Raw genomic sequence first — 19154 nt, 5'->3', positions numbered from 1 at the left:
GGGTCGACCTCCGGGAGGACCTCAGCGGGACAGGACGAACTCGCGCCCCGTCACCTCGTCGAGGTCGATCGTGACGAAGACCTCCTTGCGGGTGTCCACCCACGGGTGCAGGCCGAGGTCGTCGAGCGCGTCGGCCTCGTCGGCGTGGTGCACCATGTGGGCGTCACCCTTGCCGATGACGCTCCAGGCGTGGTCGCCGTCGATCTCGTCGATCTCCACCGCGACCCGGGACTGCACGACGAGGGAGGCGAGCTTGCCGCCCTCGGCGGTGCGCAGGACGAGCTGCCGGTCCCGGACGACGTAGTTGACGGGGGTGATCTGGACGTCTCCCATCGCGGCGGTGGCCAGGCGGGCGAAGGACGTCGACTCCAACCGCTCCCAGCACTCGTCCTCGGTCATCTGCTTCACGGGTTCGTTGACATCGCTCATGGGCCCATCCAACGCCCGGCCACGGCGGTTGTCGACACGGGGGTCGACCCGCCGAGCGAGGTCCGACGTCTCCCACGGCAGCCAAGTGGGTACGCAAAGTCACATGAGCCACGACTCGCAGCCCGGAGACGTTCCCTCCTACCCCCAGCGCCCCCAGGGCGGGCCCGAGCAGGGTTACCCGCAGGGCGGCTGCGGCCAGGACGCCCATCCCCAGGGCGGCCCCCGGCAGGGCTGGGGCGCCCCCGTGGGCGGCCCCCGCCCCGGCCCCAGCCTGTTCCCCTTCCCTTCCTGGACCACCCGCACCCGCGGCGGCTCCACGGTGACCGTCGGCGGCTGCTGCCTGCCGCTGCCCATCGGGTGCCTGGCCACGACCCTCGCCGTCGGGGCCCTCGCGGGCTCCCGCGTGGTGCGGCACCTGCGCGGCTGACGGCACATCCGGCGGTGGTATGGCGCCGGCACCGTCCCGCCACACCACCGCCGACGCGGCCCGGCCGGCCGACCCCTCGCCGCCCCCGTGCACGTCCCGCGCTCCCCGCCGAAGACCCTCACGTGGTGCGCCTCAGCACGGACCCTGCCTGCGCTCCCGCCCCGGGAAGCGCACGCCGCAGGCCCAGGTCCGCCGTCGTCGTGCACCCCGCGGCGCCCCCGATGACGTAGGGTGAGGGCAGCGGTCCGCCCAGTCTTGCCTCGGGCCGCAGGTGTCACGACCGGTGTCCGCTCCCGGTCTCGTCCCCCGACCCACGTCATGGGGACCAGGTGCGCCGCGGCGACCGCACCGGTCGCGCGTGCCCGGCGAGACGCATGTTCCGCCATATGGAGATCTGCTTGTCCACCAACGCTTTCGCACGCCTCGGCGTGCCCACCTCGCTCGCCGCCGTCCTGCAGGACCGGGGCATCAGCGAGCCCACCCCCATCCAGGCCGCCACGCTGCCCGACTCGCTCTCCGGCCGCGACGTCCTGGGCCGGGGCCGCACCGGCTCCGGCAAGACCTACGCCTTCCTCCTGCCGATCCTCACCCGCCTGTCGACCTCCGGCACCCGGCGCCGCCCCGGCGCCCCGCGCGCCCTGGTGCTGGCCCCGACCCGGGAGCTGGCCGCCCAGATCGAGACCGCCGCGGCGCCCCTGGCCGAGGCGCTGGACCTGCGCACCCTGACGGTCTTCGGCGGGGTCGGCCAGGGCCCGCAGGTGCAGGCGCTCAAGCGCGGCGTCGACCTGCTCATCGCCTGCCCGGGTCGCCTGCAGGACCTCGCCCAGCAGGGCCTGGTCGACCTCGACTCGGTCGAGATCACCGTCCTCGACGAGGCCGACCACATGGCCGACCTGGGCTTCCTGCCCACCGTCCGCCGCATCCTGGACCGGACCCCCGAGCGGGGTCAGCGGATGCTCTTCTCCGCCACCCTGGACGCCGGCGTCGACGTGATCGCCAAGCGCTACCTGCACGACCCGGTGACCCACCACGCCGACTCCGCGCAGTCGCCGGTGTCCGCGATGGACCACCACGTGCTGCACGTCACCGCCGACGACCACCTGCCCGTGCTGGTCGACCTGACCGGGCCGGGGCGCACGGTGGTCTTCACCCGCACGAAGTACCGCGCCAAGAAGCTCGCCAAGCAGCTCAACCGGTCCGGGGTCCCCGCCGTCGAGCTGCACGGCAACCTCGGTCAGGGCGCCCGCACCCGCAACCTCGACGCCTTCCACGACGGCACGGTCCAGACCCTGGTGGCGACGGACATCGCGGCGCGCGGCATCCACGTCGACGACGTCGCCCTGGTCATCCACGCCGACCCGCCGGTGGAGCACAAGGCCTACCTGCACCGTTCCGGCCGCACCGCCCGGGCCGGCTCCGCCGGCACGGTCGTGACGATGATGCTGGACGACCAGGTGCACGACGTCCGCGCCCTGACCAAGGCGGCCGGGATCCGTCCCACGACGACGCGGGTCCACCCCCAGCACGAGCTGCTGCGCGACCTGGTCCCGGGGGAGCGGTCCTTCGCCGCCCCCACCAACGCCGCCGTCGAGGCGCCCGAGCAGCGAGGCGGCTCCGGTCGCGGTCGCGGTGGTGCGGCCGGCCGCTCGAACGGCTCCCGCTCGACCGCAGGCCCCCGCGCCGGCGGCGGTCAGCGGACCGGCGCCGACTCCGGCGCCGGCTCCGGGCAGGGGCGCTCCGCCGGTGGCGGGCGACGGCGCGGTGAGCAGCAGCGCGGGGCCGGCGCGCCGAACGGCGGGGCCGGCCGGGCCGGCTCCGGTCGCGGCACGTCCGCGTCCCGCAGCACCACGACGCGCGGCGGCTCGACCCCGGTCCACACCACGTCCTCGGCCCAGCCGCGTCGCAGCGGTGGGGCGGCGGCCTTCTCCAGCGGCACCTCGGCCGGGCGCCGCTCCCGCTGAGCCCCGCTCACCAGGCACCTCACGAGGAGGGGTCCGCGACCGATGTCGCGGGCCCCTCCTCGGTGCGCATCCCGAGCCGGCGCACCACCCGGGCGTGGTCGGGGCGCCTGGGTGCGTCCGTCCGACCGCGGCGTCGCCGATGCGCGTCGGACTGCCGCCAGGGACGTCGGTCGGTGAGGGCGCCACGGCCCCCGGCCACGCCGGGCCGACGAATTCGGCAAAGCGGGGGAGGGCTGCTAGAGTTTCACGTCGTTGCCCGGTGATCCCGAGCACGCACCCTGTCCGGGTGGCGGAATGGCAGACGCGCTAGCTTGAGGTGCTAGTGTCCTTTATCGGACGTGGGGGTTCAAGTCCCCCCTCGGACACACGTCGCAGAGGCCCTGAGTCATCACTACTCGGGGCCTTTGTCGTGCCCCGGGGCAGGTCGGTCCCGGACCGGCGACGTCCCCCATGGCGTGCGGTGTCCCCCACCTGCGTCGCCGCCGACGGACCGAGGGACACGACGACGAGGTGCGCGCCCCGGCATACGGCCGCCTCCCTGGCTAGGGTCGAGCCATGACCGACCACAGTGCCCCCGCGATCGATCCCGTCGACGAGGTCGAGCAGATCTGCCGCGACCTGATCCGCATCGACTCCAGCAACTACGGCGACGGGTCGGGGCCGGGGAGCGGGAGGCCGCCGAGCACGTCATGGGGCTGCTGACCGAGGTGGGTCTGGATCCCTTCTACGCCGAGTCCGAGGACCGGCGCGGCAACGTCGTGGTCCGGCTCGAGGGCGCGGACCCGAACCGGCCGGCGCTGGTGGTGCACGGCCACACCGACGTGGTGCCTGCCGATGCCGCCGACTGGTCGGTGGATCCCTTCTCCGCGGAGGTGCGCGACGGCTGCATCTGGGGTCGCGGCGCGGTGGACATGAAGGACATGGACGCCATGATCCTGGCCACCCTGCGCCACCTGGCCCGGACCGGGACGACGCCGCCGCGGGACCTGGTGTTCGCGTTCTTCGCCGACGAGGAGGCGGGCGGCACCAAGGGCTCGCACTGGATGGTCGACCACCACCCGGAGCTCTTCGAGGGCGCGACCGAGGCGATCTCCGAGGTCGGCGGCTACTCGGTGACGATCCCCCGCAAGGACACCGGCGAGCAGGTCCGCGCCTACCTGCTGCAGACGGCCGAGAAGGGCATCGCCTGGCTTCGCCTGACCGCCCACGGCCGGGCCGGTCACGGGTCCGTCCCCAACGACGAGAACGCCGTCGTCCGCCTCGCCCGCGCCATCGAGCGGATCGACGCCCACACGTGGCCCCGCACCTACGTCGCGAGCGTCCGCGCGCTGCTGGACGGCCTCTCGGCGACCACGGGCACGGGCTACACCGACGAGGACGCCGCCGCCCTGCTCGAGCACATCGGCGGCGCCCGCGGCTTCGTGCTGGGCACGCTGCAGGACACGAGCAACTTCACGATGCTCGACAGCGGCTACAAGCACAACGTCATCCCGCAGACCGCCTCGGCCTGCCTGGACTGCCGCTTCCTGCCCGGCCACGAGGAGGAGCTCATGGCGACGATCCGCGCGCTGGCGGGCGAGCACGTCGAGGTGAGCGTCCACCACCGGGACGTGGCGCTGGAGGCGCCCTTCGAGGGGCGGCTGGTCGACCGGATGCGCGACGCCCTGCAGGCCGAGGACCCGGGCTCGCTGCTGCTGCCGTACTGCCTGTCCGGCGGCACGGACAACAAGGCGCTGTCGCTGCTCGGGATCACGGGCTACGGCTTCGCGCCGCTGCGGCTGCCCGCGGAGCTGGACTTCGTGGGGATGTTCCACGGGATCGACGAGCGGATCCCGGTGGACTCGCTGCACTTCGGCACGCGGGTGCTGCAGCGGCTGCTCGCGACCTGCTGAGGCCCACCGGGCGGGATCCCCGGCAGGTCAGGCGGTGCGCTCCACCCGGACCACCCGGCGGCGCACCTCGGCCCGCCGCGCGCCGCCCCAGTAGATCGCCATCAGGGTCAGCTCCCAGTGGCCGTACTCGGCCGCGTCGGCGAGCGCCTTGCGGATGTCGCCGCGGGACGCGTCGCGGGCGAAGGTCAAGGTGCGGTACTCGTACTCGGCCATGGGGACTCCTCCGTGCGCGGGGTCGGGCCCACCCTGCCCGACAATCGGGGATCACCATGGCCAGTGTCCGCGCAGACGCGGTAACGTCTGTGTCATGAGCACCGACCCGCGCGCCGCCCTGGCCACCTTCATCGCCGCGATCGAGCGTCACTTCGAGGCTGCTGCCTCGCGCCGCGGTGATGACGACCCAGCCGTCGTCAGCGCCTACCAGGAGCTGGCCGACGCGTTCGAGGTCTACGACGAGGCCATCGACGATGCCTTCGGCGAGGTGACCCCCTCGGGATCTACACCGAGGACGAGGACGACGACGACTACGACGACGAGGACGGCCGTTACGTCGGGCTCGACGACGAGGAGTACGACGAGGACGACGACGAGGACGACGCGCCTCGTCGGTGACGGCGCCGCTCCGGGCCGCCGCCGACGGCACTGACGCCGAGGCGGGGCCGAGCACACGACGCGCACCAGGAGGCCGGGTCCCAGGACGGGACCCGGCCTCCTGGGGGTTCAGCACGGGCACAGAGCGCATGCAGCACAATGGGGCACGGCCAACCCCCGCCGTCCCCCCACGAAAGCGATCCTCGTGTCTTCCCTGAGCTATCTCGACTCGATCATCCTCGGCATCGTCGAGGGAGTCACCGAGTACCTCCCGGTCTCCTCGACGGGTCACCTGACCATCGCCGAGAAGCTGCTGGGCCTGCAGGTCAACGATCCGGCGATCACGTCCTTCACGGCGGTGATCCAGCTCGGGGCGATCCTCGCGACCCTGATCTACTTCTGGGGCAAGATCAAGGGGATGTTCCTCGCCTGGGTCGGCGGGCTCAGGGACGCCTCGAAGCGGGACCGCGAGGAGTACTCCCTGGCCTGGGCGGTCATCGTGGGGTCGATCCCCGTGGTCGTGGCGGCGCTGGCGTTCAAGTCGCTGATCAAGGGCCCGCTGCGCTCCCTGTGGGTGGTCGGCGCGGCGCTGATCCTGTGGTCCGTGGTCATCTGGGCGGCGGAGCGCTACTACGCGCGGCTGCACGCGGGGGCCCGCCACCGTCCGGAGCGCCCTGCGGTGACCGTCAAGGACGGCCTGTTCATCGGCCTGATGCAGTGCTGCTCGCTGGTGCCCGGCGTGTCCCGGTCCGGCTCGACCATCGCGGCCGGTCTGTTCCGGGGCCTGGACCGGGTGACCGCCACCGAGCTGTCCTTCTTCATGGCGATCCCGGCCCTGGTGGGCGCCGGGCTCTACGAGATGAAGGACGTGGACACCTCGGTCGTGGGGGTGGGCCAGCTGGTGGTCGGCACCTTCGTGTCCTTCGTGGTCGCCTACGCCTCGATCGCGTGGTTGCTGCGCTTCGTCCGCAACAACTCGCTGTCCTTCTTCATCGGGTGGCGCGTCCTGGTCGGCGCGGCGGTGCTGGTCGCCCTGGGCACCGGGATGATGTCCGCCACCTGATCCTGCGGCGGGTCCGCGACGACCGTCCCGTATGCCGCAGAGCCGGCACCTTCTGCGCGAAGGTGCCGGCTCTGCGGCATATGGGAGAGTGCCGACGCCCGCTCAGAGCCAGCCGGAGCGCTTGAACAGGCGGTAGAGGTAGCCGCTGCCGCCAGCCATCAGGGCGAGGGCGTACCAGTAGCCCCAGTAGACCTCGGTGCCGCCGACGGTGACGCTGGCCTCCAGCTCGGGCATGAACCGGAAGTTCTGGCCGTAGATGCCCGCGATCATGGTGGGCCACACGCCCATCGCCGCCCACGCGGAGATCTTGCGCATGTCCTCGTTCTGCCGGACGCCGATCTGGGCGAGGTGGGCGTTGAGCACGTCGGTGAGCAGCCGGTCGTAGGACTCGACGTGGTCGTTGACGCGCAGCAGGTGGTCCAGGACGTCGCCGAAGAAGGGACGGGCGGGCTTGTGCACCACCGGCACCGAGCGGTCCTTGGCCAGGCGGCGCACCGGCTCGGCGAGCGGCACCGACGCGCGCTTGAACTCCAACACCTCACGCTTGAGCTCGTAGATCTCCGAGGCGAAGTCGCCCTGGGCGCCGCCGAAGACGTTGCGCTCGATGCGGTCCAGGTCCTCCTGCAGCTCGGTGTCGATGAGCACGTAGTTGTCCACGATCGAGTCCAGGACGCTGTAGATCACCGCGGCGGGGCCGTGGACGAGCTGCTCGGGGGCGAGCTCCAGGCGGGCGCGGACGCCGGCCAGGGGATTGGCCTCGCCGTTGCGGACGGTGAGGACGAAACGGTCGCCGGCGAAGAGCATGACCTCGCCGGTCTCCACGTCGCTGGTGCGCTCAACGTAGCGCAGCGTCTTGACCACCATGAACAGCGTGTCGTCGTAGATGTCGAGCTTGGCCCGCTGCTCGCCGGTCAGCGCGTCCTCCACGGCGAGGGGGTGCAGTCCCAGCTCCTCGTTGACCAGCGCGAACTCCTCGTCGGTCGGGTCCTTGAGCCCGATCCACAGGAAGCCGTCGTCCTGGCGGTCGCGCAGCGCCGACAGCTCCTCGGAGAGGTCGCCGCACGGCTGGCGGCGGCCTTGGCGATACAGGGCCTGGTCGACGATCACAAGCCCCGAGGGTACGCGTCAGGGGCCTGCGGGGTGACCTCGTGGCACAGTGGTGAGGTGCCCACGCTCCTGCTCGTCCGTCACGGACGCACCGCCGCCAACGCCTCCGGGACCCTCGCGGGCTGGACCCCCGGGGTCGGTCTCGACGAGGTCGGCGTCGCCCAGGCGCGTGCCCTGGGCGAGCGCCTCGCCGGGCTGCCGGTGGCCCTCGTCGCGGTGAGCCCGCTGCAGCGCTGCCAGGAGACCGCTGACGAGCTGTCCGCCGCGGCCGGGTGGTCCGGGGTGCGACGGGTGACCACCGACGACCTCGGCGAGTGCCGGTATGGCGCCTGGACGGGCCGCCCGCTGGCCGAGCTGGCGGGGGAGGAGCTGTGGCGGACCGTGCAGGACCATCCCTCGCGGGCGCGGTTCCCGCAGGACGAGCGTGGCGCGGGCGGGGAGGACGCCGTGGCCGGTGCGCCCTTCCCCGCCGAGTCGATCGCGGACATGGCGCACCGCGTCGTCGCCGCCGTGCGCGACCTGGACCGGCTCGTCGGGTCCGAGCACGGCCCCGAGGCCCTGTGGGTCGCGGTGAGCCACGGCGACCCGATCAAGGCGGTCCTCGCCGACGCGGCCGGCACCCACCTGGACCACTTCCAGCGGATCGTGGCCGGCCCGGCCTCGGTGTCTGTGCTGCGCTACACCGCGACCCGGCCGTTCCTGGTGCGGGTCAACGACACCGGCGCGGACCTGGCCTCGCTGGCACCGGCGGCCGGGGGCTCGCGCGAGACCGACGCACCGTCCGGTGACGCCGTCGTCGGCGGCGGGACGGCCTAGGGTCATGAGCATGGTCACGCCGCAGCACGTCTTCGACCCGCCGGAGCGCTTCGTCGCCGGGACCGTCGGACCCCCCGGTCAACGCACCTTCTTCCTGCAGGCCGCCGGCCGCGGTCGGCTCACGAGCATGTCCCTGGAGAAGCAGCAGGTGCAGGTCCTCGCCGACCGGTGCAACGACCTGATCGACATGTATGCCCCCATCGAGGGATCGGAGGCCGCGGCGAGCCTGCTGCAGGACAACGACCCGCTCGGGACGCCCATCGAGGACGAGTTCCGGATCCAGAGCCTGGGTCTGGCCTACGAGCCGGTGCGCGGGGTCGTGGTGATCGACTGCGCCGACGGCGACCTGGACGTGGACGGCGACGACCCGCTGGAGGAGGCCGCCCGCGACGACGCCCGCGCCGCGACGGGCCTGACCGAGCAGCAGGCCACGCCCCCCACCACGGTGGTGCGGGTCGTGCTCTCCCCGGCCCAGGCGCGGGCCTTCGCCCGGCGGTCGCTGGCGCTGGTCGCGGCCGGGCGGGCACCCTGCCCCTTCTGCGGCGAGCCGCTGGACCCCGAGGGCCACATCTGCCCGCGCGCCAACGGCTACCGACGCTGACGTGACCGATCCGCACGAGCAGGAGCGGCCGGGGCGGGAGTCGCTCGCCGAGGAGAGCCCGGAGGGTGAGCTGGCCGCGGTCCAGGCCGTGCTCGCCCGCCCCAACCCGCTCGTCGACCCCACCGACCGCGACGCCGTCGCCGCGATCCTCGACCGCCTGGCCCGCGACGAGCTCACCCTCGTGGGGCAGATGCTCGAGGCGTCCAACGGTGTCTTCCTGGGGCTGCTGGGCGACCCCGACGGCGAGGACGCCTGGCGGGTGGTCTACAAGCCCACCCGCGGGGAGCGGCCGCTGCGGGACTTCCCGCCGGCCACGCTCGCCCAGCGCGAGGTCGCGGCGTTCGTCGTGTCCCACGAGGGCGGGTGGCACGTGGTGCCGCCCACCGTGCTGCGCGAGGGCCCCCTCGGCCCGGGCTCGGTGCAGCTGTGGGTGGACCACGACGAGGACGCCCCCACCCTCGTGGACGTGGTGGTCCCCGAGCAGGTGCCCGAGGGCTGGCTGCCGGTCTTCGCGGGCGAGACGCCCGAGGGCGAGGACGTGGTGGTCGTGCACGCGGGCGACGAGGTCGCCCGGCGCTTCTCGGCATACGACTGCGTGGTCAACAACGCCGACCGCAAGGGATCCCACGTCCTGGTCGACCCCGCCGGTCGGGCGTGGGGCATCGACCACGGGCTGACGCTGCACGACGAGGCCAAGCTGCGCACCGTCCTGTGGGGCTGGGTCGGGGACCCGCTGCCCCACGCCGAGCTGGAGCGGCTGTCGCTGCTGGCGTCCCTGCTCGACGACCCCGCGTCGGCGCTGCTGGCGGGGCAGGGGCCGCAGCGCGGGCTGGTGGAGCTGCTCAGCGGCCGGGAGGTTGACGCCTTGCGCGCGCGGGTGGCGGGGCTGCTGGCCACGGGCACCTACCCGCAGCCCGCGCCCGGGCACTACCCGATCCCCTGGCCGCCGCTGTGAGCCCGGGGCCCGTCGACCCGCGCGACGACGCACCGTGACCGACCGGTGTCGCCGGTGACGGCTAGGCTGCGCGCGTGAAGTCCTGGCCCGCCCCCGCCGTCCCCACCGTCCCCGGCACCCCGCTGCCCGTCCGGATCCACGACACCGCCCGAGGCGAGGTCGTGGCGCTGACGCCCGGCCCGACCGCACGGATCTACTGCTGCGGGATCACGCCGTACGACGCGACCCACATGGGGCACGCGGCCACCTACGTCACCTTCGACCTGCTCGGCCGCGCGCTGCGACAGGCCGGGCACGAGGTCGCCTACACCCAGAACATCACCGACGTCGACGACCCCCTGCTCGAGCGGGCGGCACGCGACGGCGTCGACTGGACCGCCCTGGCCACCAAGGAGATCCAGCTCTTCCGCGACGACATGACCGCGCTGCGGGTGCTCCCGCCCACCGACTACGTCGGGGTGGTCGAGTCCGTGGACCGGGTCGCCGACCAGGTCCAGCAGCTGGTCCGCGCCGGCGCGGCGTACCCCGTCGAGATCACCGGCCCCGACGCAGGGCTCGTCGCCGACGGCGCCCGGGACTACTACCTGGACCTGTCCCGCCAGGCGAGCTTCGGAGAGGTCTCCGGCTGGACCCGCGAGCAGATGCTCGAGGTCTTCGCCGACCGCGGCGGCGACCCGGACCGCCCCGGCAAGCGCGACGCCCTCGACCCGCTCCTGTGGCGCGCCGAGCGACGCGGCGAGCCCGCCTGGCAGGGCGGCGAGCTCGGGTGCGGCCGACCCGGCTGGCACATCGAGTGCACCACCATCGCGCTGGGCACCCTGGGCATGGGCTTCGACGTGCAGGGCGGCGGCACCGACCTGGTCTTCCCGCACCACGAGATGTCGGCCGTCCAGGCCGTGGGGCTGACCGGGGAGCCGGCGTTCGCGAGCGCCTACCTGCACCAGGCCATGGTGGGCCTGGACGGGGAGAAGATGAGCAAGTCCAAGGGCAACCTGGTGCTCGTCTCCCGGCTGCGCGAGCAGGGCGTCGACCCGATGGCCGTGCGGCTGGTGCTCCTCGACCAGCACTACCGCACCGAGTGGTCCTGGACCGACGCGCTGCTCGCGCGGGCCCAGGAGCGGCTGACCCGCTGGCGCGCAGGCGTCGCCCGGGAGACCACCCCGCCCGCGGACGAGGTGGTCGGGCAGGTCCGCGCCGCGCTGTGCCAGGACCTGGACACCCCGGCCGCGCTGGCCGCCGTCGACGCCTGGTGCGCGGCCGCGGGGGCGCACGCCGGCCAGGGCGAGACGGTGGGCGACGCGCTCGACGCCCTCCTCGGCATACGGCTCTGATCGTCGCCCCCGGCCGCGAGGGCAGGGCGCCGACGCGGGCTCAGTCGGTGTCGCCGCGCCGCCGCAGGAACTTCTCGAACTCGCGGGCGATCGCCTCGCCCGACGCCTCGGGCAGCTCGGCGGTGTCCTGCGCGGACTCCAGGGAGGCGACGTACTCCGCCACGTCGGGATCACCCGCAGCCAGCTCGTCCACGCCGCGCTGCCAGGCCGCGGCATCCTCGACGAACTCGCCCCGGGGGATGGTGATGTCGAGCAGCTCCTCCAGCCGGTCCAGCAGCGCCAGCGAGGCCTTGGGGGAGGGCACCGACCCGGCGTAGTGCGGGATGCCGGCCCAGGCGCTCACCGCAGGCAGCCCGACCTGCTCGGCCGCCAGGTTGATCACCCCCGTGATCCCCGTCGGTCCCTCGTAGCTCGAGGCCGACAGGTCGAAGCGGTGCGTCATCTCCTGGGACTCGCTGGTCACGTCGGTCTGGATCGGCCGGGTGTGCGGCACCGGCGCGAGGTAGGACCCCAGCGTGATGAGCAGCTCCACGCCGGCCTGCTCGGCCAGGTCGAGCAGCTGCTCGGTGAAGCCCCGCCACCGCACCGACGGCTCGATCCCCTCGACGACGAGCACGTCCCGGTCCTCCCCGGTCAAGGACGCGTGCAGGATCCGGGTGGTCGGCCAGGTGACCATGCGCTCGCCCGCCTCATGGACGATCCGCGGCCGGGTGACCTGGAAGTCGTAGAACTCCTCGGGGTCGATCGCGGCGACGGGCTGCGCGCCCCAGACCTCGATCAGGTGGGCGATCACGGCGCTGGCCGCCTCGCCGGCGTCGTTCCACCCCTCGAAGGCCGCGATCATCACCGGTCGCTGGAGCTCGGGCAGGTCGTCGAGCTGGATCACGGCGGACTCCTGGACAGATCGGGGACGAGAGCCCGTCCAGCCTAGACTTGCGCACCGCCCCCGACGACAAAGGCAGGACTCACGTGAGCGCACGCTCGGACCTCTTCCGCACCCTGTGGACCCGTCAGGTGCTCGTCGCCGACGGTGCCATGGGCACGATGCTCCAAGCGGCCGATCCGTCGCTGGAGGACTTCCAGGGCTACGAGGGGTGCAACGAGATCCTCAACGTCACCCGCCCCGAGGTGGTGCGGTCGGTCCACGAGGCCTACCTGGAGGCCGGGTCGGACTGCGTGGAGACCAACACCTTCGGCGCCAACTGGGCCAACCTGGGCGAGTACGACATCGTCGAGCGGGTCTACGAGCTGGCCCGGGCGGGGGCGCAGATCGCCCGGGAGGCGGCCGAGGAGTGGACGGCGCGGACCCCGGACCGGCCGCGGTTCGTCATCGGGTCGATGGGGCCGGGCACCAAGCTGCCGAGCCTGGGGCACGTGGCCTACGCGACCCTGCGCGACGCCTACCAGGAGTGCGCGCGGGGGCTGGTCGACGGCGGCGCCGACGTGCTGCTCGTGGAGACCGTGCAGGACCTGCTGCAGGCCAAGGCCGCGGTCGTGGGGGCCCGGCGCGCCCTGGCGGCGGCAGGGGAGACTCTGCCCGTCCTGGTGTCGGTCACCGTGGAGACCACCGGCACCATGCTGCTCGGCTCGGAGATCGGCGCCGCGCTGGTGGCGCTCGAGGCGCTGGGCATCGACGGGATCGGGCTGAACTGCGCCACCGGTCCGGCCGAGATGAGCGAGCACCTGCGGGTGCTGGCGCAGCAGTCGCGGATCCCGATCACGGTGATGCCCAACGCCGGGCTGCCGCAGCTCGGCAAGGACGGCGCGGTCTATCCCCTCGGCCCGGACGAGCTGGCCGCCGCTCACCGCGGCTTCGTCGGGACGTATGGCGTCAACCTCGTCGGCGGCTGCTGCGGGACCACCCCCGAGCACCTGCGCGCCATCGCGGCCGCCGTGGGCGGTGCCCCGGTCACCGCGCGCACCCCGCGGCCCGAGCCGGGCGTCGCCTCGCTCTACGCCCCCGTGCCCTTCCGCCAGGACACGTCCTTCCTGTCCATCGGGGAGCGCACCAACGCCAACGGCTCCAAGGCCTTCCGCGAGGCGATGCTCGCCGAGCGGTGGGACGACTGCGTGGAGATCGCCCGCGAGCAGACGCGCGACGGCGCGCACCTGCTGGACGTCTGCGTGGACTACGTCGGGCGCGACGGCGCCGCCGACATGGCCGAGGTGGTCTCCCGGCTGGCCACCGCGTCCACGCTGCCGCTCGTCCTGGACTCCACCGAGCCCGCCGTGGTCGAGGCCGGGCTGGAGCGCCTCGGCGGCCGCGCGGTCATCAACTCGGTCAACTTCGAGGACGGCGACGGCCCCGGCTCCCGCTGGGACCGGATGACCCGCCTGGCCCGCGAGCACGGCGCCGCCGTGGTCGCCCTGACCATCGACGAGCAGGGCCAGGCCCGCACCCGCGAGCACAAGGTCGCGGTCGGCAGCCGCCTGATCGACACGCTCACCCGCGACCATGGCATGCACGTCGAGGACATCGTCGTGGACTGCCTGACCTTCCCCGTCGCCACCGGGCAGGAGGAGACCCGCCGCGACGCCGTCGAGACGATCGAGGCGATCCGGGAGCTGACCACCCGCTATCCCGGCGTGCAGACCACCCTCGGTGTGTCCAACGTGTCCTTCGGGCTCAAGCCCGCCGCCCGCGTGGTCCTCAACTCGGTCTTCCTCGACGAGTGCGTCAAGGCCGGCCTCACCTCCGCCATCGTCAACTCCGCCAAGATCCTGCCCATCTCCCGGATCCCCGCCGAGCAGCTCCAGGTCGCCCTGGACCTGGTCCACGACCGCCGCGAGTGGGCGGGGGAGCCCGGCGCCTCCGAGTGCACCTACGACCCGCTCGCCCGGATGCTCGAGCTCTTCGAGGGCGTCGACTCCACCTCCCTGAAGGCCGAGCGAGCCTCCGCGCTCGCCTCGTTGCCGCTGGAGCAGCGCCTCGCCCAGCGCATCGTCGACGGCGAGCGCAACGGGCTCGAGGACGACCTGGACCAGGCCCTCGCCGCCGGGCACGCCCCCCTCGCCGTCATCAACGACATGCTCCTGGAGGGGATGAAGACCGTCGGCGAGCTCTTCGGCTCCGGCAGGATGCAGCTGCCCTTCGTGCTGCAGTCCGCCGAGACCATGAAGACCGCCGTCGCCCACCTCGAGCCGCACATCGAGGCCGCGGCCGGCGGCGCGAAGCGGGAGGCCAAGGCCCGGGTCCTGCTCGCCACCGTCAAGGGCGACGTCCACGACATCGGCAAGAACCTCGTCGACATCATCCTGTCCAACAACGGCTACGACGTCGTCAACATCGGGATCAAGATCCCCGTCAACGAGATCATCGAGCAGGCCGAGCACCACCAGGTCGACGCCATCGGGATGAGCGGGCTGCTCGTGAAGTCGACCGTGATCATGCGCGACAACCTCCTGGAGCTCAACGACCGCGGCCTGGCCGAGCGCTACCCCGTCCTGCTCGGCGGCGCCGCCCTCACCCGCGCTTACGTCGAGCAGGACCTCGCCGAGATGTATGCCGGACAGGTGCGGTACGCCCGGGACGCCTTCGAGGGACTGCGCCTCATGGACGCCGTCGCCCGGGCCAAGGCCGACCCCGCCGTGGCGCTGGCCGACGCGCTGCCCCCGCTGCGTCCCCGCCGCGTAGCGGCGCGGCATACCGACGACGACGCCGAGGGCACCACCGAGGTCGACACCCGCCGCTCCGACGCCGTCGCCGCCGACGTCCCCGTGCCCACGCCGCCCTTCTGGGGCACCCGCGTCGTCAAGGGCGTCCCGCTCGCCCAGATCGCGGGCTACCTCGACGAGCGGGCGACCTTCCTCGGCCAGTGGGGCCTGAAGCCCTCGCGCGGCGAGGACGGGGCGTCCTACGACGAGCTCGTCGCCACCGAGGGCCGACCCCGGCTGCGGATGTGGCTCGACCGGATCAAGACCGACGACCTGCTGCAACCGGCCGTCGTCTACGGCTACTTCCCCTGCTGGTCCGAGGGCAACGACCTGGTCGTCCTCGACCACACCACCGGCCCCGACGGCACCATCGCCCTCGGCGAGGAGATCGCCCGGTTCACCTTCCCGCGCCAGGGACGCGACAAGCGGCTGTGCCTCGCGGACTACTGGCGCCCGCGCGAGCAGGTCCAGGCCGACGGGCGACCCGACGTCATCACCTTCCAGCTGGTGACGATGGGCGACCGGGTGTCGCAGGCCACCGCCGAGCTGTTCGCGCAGGACGCCTACCGCGACTACCTCGAGCTGCACGGACTGTCCGTGCAGCTGACCGAGGCCCTCGCCGAGCTGTGGCACGCCCGGGTCCGCGCCGAGCTCGGCATCGACGGCGCCGACGCCACCGACGTCGAGGACATCCTCAAGCAGCGGTATGTCGGCGAGCGCTACTCCTTCGGCTACCCGGCCTGCCCCGACCTGGAGGACCGCGCCACCCTGGTCCGGCTCCTGCAGCCCGAGCGGATCGGCGTCACCCTCTCCGAGGAGCTCCAGCTGCACCCCGAGCAGTCCACCGACGCGCTCGTCGCCCACCACCCCGACGCCACCTACTTCAAGGCCTGACATGACCGACCGCGACCACGCCGCCGCCCGGCGGGACCTGCCCGCCGCCGTGCTCTTCGACATGGACGGCACCCTCGTCGACTCCGAGCCCTACTGGATCATCGAGGAGACCGCCCTCGTCGAGTCCTACGGCGGCACCTGGGACGACGACCTCGCCCACCAGCTCGTCGGTCAGGCCCTCACCTGGTCCGCCGACTTCATCCGCGCCCACAGCCCCGTCACCATGGCGCGCGACGAGATCGTCCAGCACCTCATGGGCGGGGTCATCCGCCGGTTCCGCGAGCACGTGCCCTGGCGGCCCGGCGCCCAGGAGCTGCTCCTGCAGACCCGCGAGCTCGGCGTGCCGCGGGCACTCGTGACCATGTCCTACGAGGCCTTCGCCGCCGAGCTCGTCGCCGCGCTGCCCGAGGGGACCTTCGACGTGGTCGTCACCGGCGACATGGTCGTCGAGGGCAAGCCGCACCCCGAGGCCTACCTCACCGCCGCCGAGCACCTGGGCGTCGATCCGGCGCAGTGCCTGGCGATCGAGGACTCCAACACCGGCATCGCCTCCGCGCTCGCGGCGGGCGTGCCGACCATCGGGATCCCGCACATCGTGCCGATCCCCGAGCAGGAGGGCCTGCGCCTCGTGCCCACCATGCAGGGGCAGTCGGTCGCGGCGCTCTGGCAGCTCTTCCGCTGACGTCCCGGGTCGTGGAGCGCGACCCTGCGGGGGTCGCTCCAGCGCCTCCAGCCACCTCACGGGGACGGGTGAGTGGGCGGTGATGCCGGCCGCGGGCGAGGAGAGCGTCCCCGTGGAGCTCGGCCAGGGCGAGGCACTCGACGTGCCTCCATACGGGCTGGGTCAACGCATGGGTCGTCTCCAGGGCGGGGTGCTGCAGCACGCGGTCACCCAGCAGCCGGATGCCCAGCTGCGGTAGCCGGTCGACCCGCATGCTGGCCTCGGTGAGAGGGCCGGCTCGCCGACGGTTCGCCTCGTGCGACGGTTCGTTCGGGGCCGGCCTGGTCCCGTGGCACGTTCGAAGAGACCCCAAAACGTACTCTTCGGGGCCGGCCTGGCCCCGAAGAGGCGCGGCGGGACGCCGAACGAGGGCGCCCCCGGGCCCCACGAGGCCGTGGGCCACGAGCGCGGGGACGTCCCCTCAGACGCACCCGGCAGGCCCGGCCGCGTCTGCAGGACCACCGCCACCCGACGACGCCCTCCGTCCGCAGGCCCGGCAGGGCACCAGAGCGTCCGTGCCTCCGCGAGCCGCGGCTCCGCCCCGCGCCCCGGGCCGGAGCCGAGCCCTCGCTGCGCGGTCACTCCTCCAGGGGGTCGTCCTCGTCGGCCACGTCCCGGGCGACCGGGGCCGAGGCGGACGGGTTCAGAGCACGCTCCACGGCCCCCTCGGGCACCGGCGGGGGAGTGCCGCCCCAGGCGGGGCAGATCGCCTGGTGGGCGCACCAGTCGCACAGCCGCGACCGGTTGGGCCGCCAGTCGCCGGTCTCGGCCGCCCGCACGATGGCCTCCCACAGCGCCTTGAGCTTGCGCTCGGTCGCACGCAGGTCGGCCTCGTCGGGCTGGTACCGCAAGATCGTCCCATCCCCGAGGTAGACCAGCTGCAGCAGCGCGGGCACCACGCCCCGGGTGCGCCACAGCACCAGGGCGTAGAACTTCATCTGGAACAACGCCTTGCCCTCGAACAGCTCCGAGGGGCTCTTGCCCGTCTTGTAGTCCACGACCCGCACCATCCCGTTGGGCGCCACGTCGAGCCGGTCGACGTAGCCCCGCAGCAGCAGCCCGTCGGCGTCGCACTCGACGTACAGCTCACGCTCGGCCGGCTCCAGGTCGCTCGGGTCCTCCAGCGTGAACCACCGCTCCACCAGGCGGGTCGCGTCGGCCAGCCAGCGGGTCAGCTCCACCGCCTCCGCACCGTCGCCCACCAGCTCGGCCAGCTCGGGTCGCTCCGCGAGCAGCGCCTCCCACTGCGGCGCCACCAGTGTCGCGGCGTGCTCCAGGGTGCGCTCGGGCGCCGGCACGTCGAAGACCCGCTCCAGCACCGCGTGCACCAACGTCCCGCGTGCCGCCGCGGCCGACGGCGGCTCGGGCAACCGGTCGATCACCCGGAAGCGATAGAGCAGCGGGCACTGCATGAAGTCCGAGGCGCGGCTGGGGGACAGGGCGGCAACCATGGGACGGACCCTACGACCTCCCCCCGACAGACCCCCTGCGCGCCGTAGGCTCGCCACCATGTCTCACCTCGCCGGTCACCCGCCGCACGACGACGCCGACGACGGTTCCGCGCCAGGCTGGCGTCTGGGCTCCCTGCGCGGCACCCCGATCTACCTCGGGCGCAGCTGGCCGATCCTGGCGATCTTCGTCCTCGCCACCTGGGGCCCGCGCTACCCCGAGCTGGGCGCCGGGTCCTACCTGCTCGCGCTCGCCTACGCCCTGATGCTCCTCGTGTCCGTCCTGGCGCACGAGGCCGGACACGCCCTCACCGCCCAGGCCTTCGGCCACCGGGTCCACGCCATCGTCGCGGACCTCATGGGCGGCCACACGACCTACCAGGCCGAGGCCAACACCCCTGCCCGCAGCGCCCTCGTCGCCCTCGCCGGTCCGTTCGCCAACCTGCTCCTCGCCGTCGTCGCCTGGTGGCTCATGGGGGTGCTCGACCCCGGCGTCCTGCGGCTCCTGGTCGGCTCGGTGTTCTACGCCAACGCCTTCGTGGCGATCTTCAACCTCCTGCCCGGCCTCCCGCTCGACGGCGGTTTCGTGCTCGACGCGCTCGTATGGCGGATCACCGGCAACCGCACCACCGGGCTGCGGGTCGCCGGCTGGTGCGGGCGGGTCCTGGCAGTGGCGTCGCTGGCGTGGTTCCTCGTCGTACCGCTGCTGGACGGACAGGACCTGGACCTCGTGGGCGTGCTGTGGAGCGCCCTGCTCGGGGGCTTCCTGTGGCAGGGCGCGAGCTCGGCGATCCATGCTGCCGGGGTCCGCGGCCTGGTGGACCGGGTGAGCCTGGACGCGCTCGCCCACCCCGCGGCCCTGCTGCCCGCGGACGCACCCGTGTCGGAGGCGATCGCCGCCTTCGCGCAGGGAGCCCAAGCCGTGGCGCTCCACGACGCCACGGGAACCCCCGTCGCCGTCGTGGACCCGCGCACGCTGCCCGGCGTCCCCCCGGACCGGCACGCCGTCACCCCACTCACCGCCGTGGCCGCCATTCAGCCGTCGGGCTGGGTGATGGAGCACCGCCCGGGCGTGGGCGCCACCGAGGTGCTCGAACAGATGGCGCGCACGGGCGCGGCGGTGGTGCTGCTGCGCGGCCCAGGAGGGCGGCTGGCCCTGCTGGACGCTCACGAGATCGAGCAGGCAGCCACCGCCTGATCCGGGGCGCGCGGCACCTGGCGACGGGAGCGTCCCCCTCCGGGGCTCCCTGGGTGCCACCTGAGG

17 protein-coding genes, 1 tRNA gene and 1 pseudogene are annotated in these 19154 nt (G+C 73.4%); 14 read left to right on the top strand and 5 right to left on the bottom strand.

Annotated features, from left to right (window positions below):
- Positions 1–21: 21 nt before the first annotated feature.
- Complete coding sequence (locus MM438_RS05565; protein WP_241451527.1) at positions 22–429, bottom strand: pyridoxamine 5'-phosphate oxidase family protein; 408 nt, start codon at positions 427–429, stop codon at positions 22–24.
- A gap of 103 nt (positions 430–532) precedes the next feature.
- On the opposite strand from MM438_RS05565, the gene MM438_RS05560 reads away from it, so the two are divergent.
- The 4 genes and pseudogenes from MM438_RS05560 (at position 533) to MM438_RS05545 (ending at position 4709) form a co-directional block, all read left to right on the top strand.
- Positions 533–856, top strand: a complete 324-nt coding sequence (locus MM438_RS05560; protein ID WP_241451526.1) for a hypothetical protein — start codon at positions 533–535, stop codon at positions 854–856.
- A 386-nt stretch (positions 857–1242) separates the two neighbouring features.
- A complete protein-coding gene (locus MM438_RS05555; protein ID WP_420914030.1) occupies positions 1243–2817 on the top strand; it encodes a DEAD/DEAH box helicase in 1575 nt (524 codons plus the stop codon).
- A gap of 280 nt (positions 2818–3097) precedes the next feature.
- A tRNA-Leu gene (locus tag MM438_RS05550) sits at positions 3098–3182 on the top strand.
- 190 nt (positions 3183–3372) lie between these two features.
- A pseudogene (locus MM438_RS05545) lies at positions 3373–4709 on the top strand (M20/M25/M40 family metallo-hydrolase).
- Between the two features lie 27 nt (positions 4710–4736).
- Here the strand turns inward: MM438_RS05545 and MM438_RS05540 are convergent.
- Entirely contained in the window at positions 4737–4922 is a 186-nt protein-coding gene (locus MM438_RS05540) for a DUF5703 family protein (protein WP_241451524.1), read from the bottom strand.
- 94 nt (positions 4923–5016) lie between these two features.
- Here MM438_RS05540 and MM438_RS05535 point away from each other — a divergent pair, with 94 nt between their 5' ends.
- Together MM438_RS05535 and MM438_RS05530 are read left to right on the top strand one after the other, a co-directional pair.
- The gene (locus MM438_RS05535; RefSeq protein WP_241451523.1) at positions 5017–5355 is read left to right on the top strand and encodes a hypothetical protein; all 339 of its coding nucleotides are present in this window, start codon (positions 5017–5019) and stop codon (positions 5353–5355) included.
- A 150-nt stretch (positions 5356–5505) separates the two neighbouring features.
- Positions 5506–6363 carry an undecaprenyl-diphosphate phosphatase gene (locus MM438_RS05530; protein WP_241451522.1) on the top strand — a complete coding sequence of 286 codons (858 nt, stop codon included), beginning with the start codon at positions 5506–5508 and terminating at the stop codon, positions 6361–6363.
- A 102-nt stretch (positions 6364–6465) separates the two neighbouring features.
- Here MM438_RS05530 and MM438_RS05525 read toward each other — a convergent pair whose 3' ends face one another.
- Entirely contained in the window at positions 6466–7470 is a 1005-nt protein-coding gene (locus MM438_RS05525; protein WP_241451521.1) for a magnesium and cobalt transport protein CorA, read from the bottom strand.
- Between the two features lie 57 nt (positions 7471–7527).
- Between MM438_RS05525 and MM438_RS05520 the strand changes: the two genes are divergently transcribed.
- The 4 genes from MM438_RS05520 to mshC all read left to right on the top strand — a co-directional run bounded on the left by MM438_RS05520 (position 7528) and on the right by mshC (position 11173).
- Positions 7528–8286: an MSMEG_4193 family putative phosphomutase gene (locus tag MM438_RS05520; protein WP_241451520.1), complete on the top strand. Its 759-nt coding sequence runs from the start codon at positions 7528–7530 to the stop codon at positions 8284–8286.
- Positions 8287–8296: 10 nt separating this feature from the next.
- The gene (locus MM438_RS05515) at positions 8297–8887 is read left to right on the top strand and encodes a DUF3090 domain-containing protein (protein WP_338155506.1); all 591 of its coding nucleotides are present in this window, start codon (positions 8297–8299) and stop codon (positions 8885–8887) included.
- A 1-nt stretch (position 8888) separates the two neighbouring features.
- On the top strand, positions 8889–9842 hold the full coding sequence (locus MM438_RS05510) for an SCO1664 family protein (RefSeq protein WP_241451518.1): 954 nt from the start codon (positions 8889–8891) through the stop codon (positions 9840–9842).
- A 74-nt stretch (positions 9843–9916) separates the two neighbouring features.
- On the top strand, positions 9917–11173 hold the full coding sequence (mshC, locus tag MM438_RS05505) for a cysteine--1-D-myo-inosityl 2-amino-2-deoxy-alpha-D-glucopyranoside ligase (RefSeq protein WP_241451517.1): 1257 nt from the start codon (positions 9917–9919) through the stop codon (positions 11171–11173).
- Positions 11174–11213: 40 nt separating this feature from the next.
- On the opposite strand, the gene MM438_RS05500 is transcribed toward mshC, so the two are convergent.
- Entirely contained in the window at positions 11214–12059 is an 846-nt protein-coding gene (locus tag MM438_RS05500; RefSeq protein ID WP_241451516.1) for a PAC2 family protein, read from the bottom strand.
- An 83-nt stretch (positions 12060–12142) separates the two neighbouring features.
- Between MM438_RS05500 and metH the strand changes: the two genes are divergently transcribed.
- From metH to MM438_RS16235, 3 genes are all read left to right on the top strand, one after another.
- Complete coding sequence (gene metH, locus MM438_RS05495) at positions 12143–15721, top strand: methionine synthase (protein WP_241451515.1); 3579 nt, start codon at positions 12143–12145, stop codon at positions 15719–15721.
- Position 15722: 1 nt separating this feature from the next.
- The gene (locus MM438_RS05490; RefSeq protein WP_241451514.1) at positions 15723–16403 is read left to right on the top strand and encodes an HAD family hydrolase; all 681 of its coding nucleotides are present in this window, start codon (positions 15723–15725) and stop codon (positions 16401–16403) included.
- 112 nt (positions 16404–16515) lie between these two features.
- On the top strand, positions 16516–16641 hold the full coding sequence (locus MM438_RS16235) for a hypothetical protein (protein ID WP_277627926.1): 126 nt from the start codon (positions 16516–16518) through the stop codon (positions 16639–16641).
- Between the two features lie 379 nt (positions 16642–17020).
- Here the strand turns inward: MM438_RS16235 and MM438_RS05485 are convergent, their stop codons facing one another.
- Entirely contained in the window at positions 17021–17893 is an 873-nt protein-coding gene (locus MM438_RS05485; RefSeq protein WP_241451513.1) for a RecB family exonuclease, read from the bottom strand.
- Positions 17894–17951: 58 nt separating this feature from the next.
- Between MM438_RS05485 and MM438_RS05480 the strand changes: the two genes are divergently transcribed.
- Entirely contained in the window at positions 17952–19088 is a 1137-nt protein-coding gene (locus MM438_RS05480) for a M50 family metallopeptidase (protein WP_241451512.1), read from the top strand.
- The last annotated feature ends 66 nt before the right edge of the window (positions 19089–19154 follow it).

This window comes from Arsenicicoccus dermatophilus, assembly GCF_022568795.1.
GTDB lineage: Bacteria > Actinomycetota > Actinomycetes > Actinomycetales > Dermatophilaceae > Arsenicicoccus > Arsenicicoccus dermatophilus.
This window is presented reverse-complemented; position numbering and strand designations above follow the sequence as displayed.

What these genes read in the sequence shown, in the direction of transcription:
- MM438_RS05485 (WP_241451513.1), bottom strand. Translation starts at nt 17,893, where the DNA reads ATGGTTGCCGCCCTGTCCCCCAGCCGCGCCTCGGACTTCATGCAGTGC.
- MM438_RS05565 (WP_241451527.1), bottom strand. Translation starts at nt 429, where the DNA reads ATGAGCGATGTCAACGAACCCGTGAAGCAGATGACCGAGGACGAGTGC.
- MM438_RS05555 (WP_420914030.1), top strand. Translation starts at nt 1,243, where the DNA reads ATGGAGATCTGCTTGTCCACCAACGCTTTCGCACGCCTCGGCGTGCCC.
- MM438_RS05490 (WP_241451514.1), top strand. Translation starts at nt 15,723, where the DNA reads ATGACCGACCGCGACCACGCCGCCGCCCGGCGGGACCTGCCCGCCGCC.
- MM438_RS05515 (WP_338155506.1), top strand. Translation starts at nt 8,297, where the DNA reads ATGGTCACGCCGCAGCACGTCTTCGACCCGCCGGAGCGCTTCGTCGCC.
- MM438_RS05540 (WP_241451524.1), bottom strand. Translation starts at nt 4,922, where the DNA reads ATGGCCGAGTACGAGTACCGCACCTTGACCTTCGCCCGCGACGCGTCC.
- MM438_RS05560 (WP_241451526.1), top strand. Translation starts at nt 533, where the DNA reads ATGAGCCACGACTCGCAGCCCGGAGACGTTCCCTCCTACCCCCAGCGC.
- MM438_RS05480 (WP_241451512.1), top strand. Translation starts at nt 17,952, where the DNA reads ATGTCTCACCTCGCCGGTCACCCGCCGCACGACGACGCCGACGACGGT.
- MM438_RS05535 (WP_241451523.1), top strand. Translation starts at nt 5,017, where the DNA reads ATGAGCACCGACCCGCGCGCCGCCCTGGCCACCTTCATCGCCGCGATC.